3 protein-coding genes are annotated in these 2,635 nt (G+C 66.3%); 2 read left to right on the forward strand and 1 reads right to left on the reverse strand.

The annotated features are described in order from the left end of the window. Window positions 1-687: hypothetical protein (locus GY769_02315; GenBank protein MCP4200754.1), on the forward strand; the 687-nt coding region annotated here is incomplete at its 5' end. Here GY769_02315 and GY769_02320 read toward each other — a convergent pair. After that, window positions 684-1,820 (reverse strand): hypothetical protein, encoded by a 1,137-nt coding sequence (locus GY769_02320; protein ID MCP4200755.1) that lies wholly within the window; start codon window positions 1,818-1,820, stop codon window positions 684-686. The genes GY769_02315 and GY769_02320 overlap by 4 nt on opposite strands. An 81-nt stretch (window positions 1,821-1,901) precedes the next feature. On the opposite strand from GY769_02320, the gene GY769_02325 reads away from it, so the two are divergent. Continuing rightward, the coding region (locus tag GY769_02325) for a transporter (GenBank protein MCP4200756.1) at window positions 1,902-2,635 on the forward strand (734 nt) is incomplete at its 3' end.

Raw genomic sequence — 2,635 nt, forward strand, 5'->3', positions numbered from 1 at the left:
AAGGGCGGATCGAGCAGGATCTGGGCCGGCTACATCGACGCCGTCGAGGCGGATCCGCGCTCTCTCCACCAGGAGATCGACGGCACTCGAGGCACCAAGACGCCGGCTATCGTCGACTACAAGCTGCGGGTCCTGCACTCTCTGTACGTGCCCCAGGGGGTGGGCTATTTTTCGCGTTTCTATCGGCGCAAGTCCGAGTATTCGGCCGAGCAGTTCAGCCGCTACCTGGCGTCGGAGATCGCGTTCGGCAACGCGGGCTTCTTCGACCGCGCCTATTTTGAGCCCCTGAACGGACGGGAGCTCGAACGCAAGTACGACTTCATGACTCTGTTGCAGCCGGAGTATCTCGGAAGCGAAGCCACCCAGATCGACTACCGGGTACGGGGGGAGTGGCTGCCCCTTTCAGGGGCATTGCGTGCGGTTCTGCCCGCGATCTCCAGCAGGCGCGTCGACCAGCGGTTGGCCGAGAGGCTCGGTATTGTTCGAGTTCGGTACGCGTCCGGATTCGAGGTACTGGTCAATCGATCCGAGAAGCGGTCGCTCGAGTCAGCCGCGGCCGGGGCGACCTATCTGCTCGAGCCCAACGACTTCTTGGCCCTCAAATGCGGCCGCGTGGTGGCGTACTCGGCCACTGTGAATGGCGCCCACACCGAGTTCGTCGGAAGCGCGGTCGGGGCCTGCGACTAGCGACAGTCGAAGCGGGCCGAGGCGCTCGAGCCGCAGCCCCAGAGCACCTCGGCGGTGCCGGCCGCGCCCGCATGACGCAGTCTGAGCCTGGCTTTGCCGTTGGCGTCGAGAACACCGCGCCGGCTTTCGGCGCCGCCCGCGATCACGCCGAAGGAGTCGCCCGGAAGACCGCCCGAAAGGGAGAGATTGAGCTGCTTGCCCTGTTTTCGGCAGGCCAGGCGCTTGATCCGTTCGCGGCCGCGGCACCGGCTGGGATGGGCGAACAGGGATTCGATCACTCGACGGCTGAACCCGGGCACGAATTGAGGCGTGTGGTCGGCACCCTCAACCGACCAGAGCTCCACGGATCCCCCCGGCCGACAGGATTCCGGATACCTGGTGACGGTGGTTTCCGTTCCCGGGATTCGGACCTCGAGATCGAGTCTGGCGGCTGACTCCTCGGCCCGAAGCGAGCATCCGTTGTACCGGGCCCATAGCTCGGTCGTTCGGAGTGCGCCGGGGTAGGGCTCGCCGTTGCCGCTCCAGACTCCGCCGTCGTAGGCCCAGAAGTCGTCCGCCGTGCCGTGGATATGGAGCACATGTACCGGCTTGAAGGGATCACATTCGGCCGGATCGTAGGCGGTGACGCCGGCAATGCCGGCGAGTCCGGTCACGATGTCGGCGCGTTCGCAGGCCATGCGGTACGCCATGTAGGCGCCGTTCGAGTGGCCGAGCCAGTAGATCTTGGAAGGATCCACGCTGCAGCGGCTTTCAACCTCGTCGACCAATCGCTCGAGGTAGCCGACATCGTCGACCTGGGAGCCGTACCAGTTGCAGCAGACTCGCCCCGCGTTCCAGAAAGGGTACCCCTCGGGGTCGATGGTGCCCTGAGGCTGGAGCAACAGGAACCCGAATTCATCCGCCAGCGGCCGGAGCTTCAGCCAGTGCTCGACGGCGTCGGGAGTGGCGGTGTAGCCGTGGAGCATCACTACCAGCGGCACGAGCTCTCCGGCTTCGTGGGAGTCGGGGATGTGCAGAGCCACGGGCCCCCTACCGACGTCGATCAGGGACTCGCAGGGCTCGTCGGCACTCGCCGGCAGTGAGGTCGAAAGCAGCAGCACAAGGACCGGCAGAGAGCGGTTGGCGATGCCCACGCGAGCAGGATACCGAGTGGGTTAGGGTTGCGCCAAGCGATGCCGAGATGGGGTTCCAGCTGCAGATGGTCCGCTCGGCTGATGGCGCGAGGCCGGGGGACCCTGACGGCCCCTGCGACTCTGGCGTTCCTGGCCCCCCTGGCCCCGCTACCCTGGCCGGCCGCCGCCTCCGCCGCCCTGTTTCAGGCCGCCGGAGTCTGTGCCTCCGGGCTTGGAAACGCGTTCGCCGGCACCGCCGCCGTAGCCAAGGACGCGTGCACGGTCTGGTACAACCCCGCCGGCATGACCCGGTTGGACGAAGAAGAGCTCGTGCTCGGATTTCACTTGAGCTCGCCCGCCGTCGAATTCGAAGATACGGGCTCGCGGGTGTTCTTTGCCGCGCCGCTCGAGGGGGGCAGTGGAGGAGACGCGGGCGGGATTGAAGCGCTGGCGAGCTTCTACTACGCGCGGCCGCTCGACGATCGGCTGGCCTTTGGTCTCGGTTTGAATAGGCCCTTTGCCCTCGACACCGAATACCGGGCGGGTTGGGTCGGCCGCTACCACGCTCTTCGATCGGAGATCGGCTCGGTCAACCTCACCGCGACGGTTGGATATCGGTTCAGTGACCACCTTTCGGTCGGCTTCGGTGCAAACCTGTCGAGGCTCGACGTCGAGCTCGCGCGGGCGATCGACCTTGGCAGCATGTGCTTCGCGCTCGAGCTCGCCGGCGATCTTCCGTTCGGGGACTGTGACGCTCGGGGTCTGGAGCCGCAGCACAGTGATGGGACCGTCGGCTTCGACGCCGACAGCACCGCGGTCGGGTTCAATCTCGGGCT

It is taken from the genome of bacterium (assembly GCA_024224155.1).
GTDB lineage: Bacteria > Acidobacteriota > Thermoanaerobaculia > Multivoradales > JAHEKO01 > CALZIK01.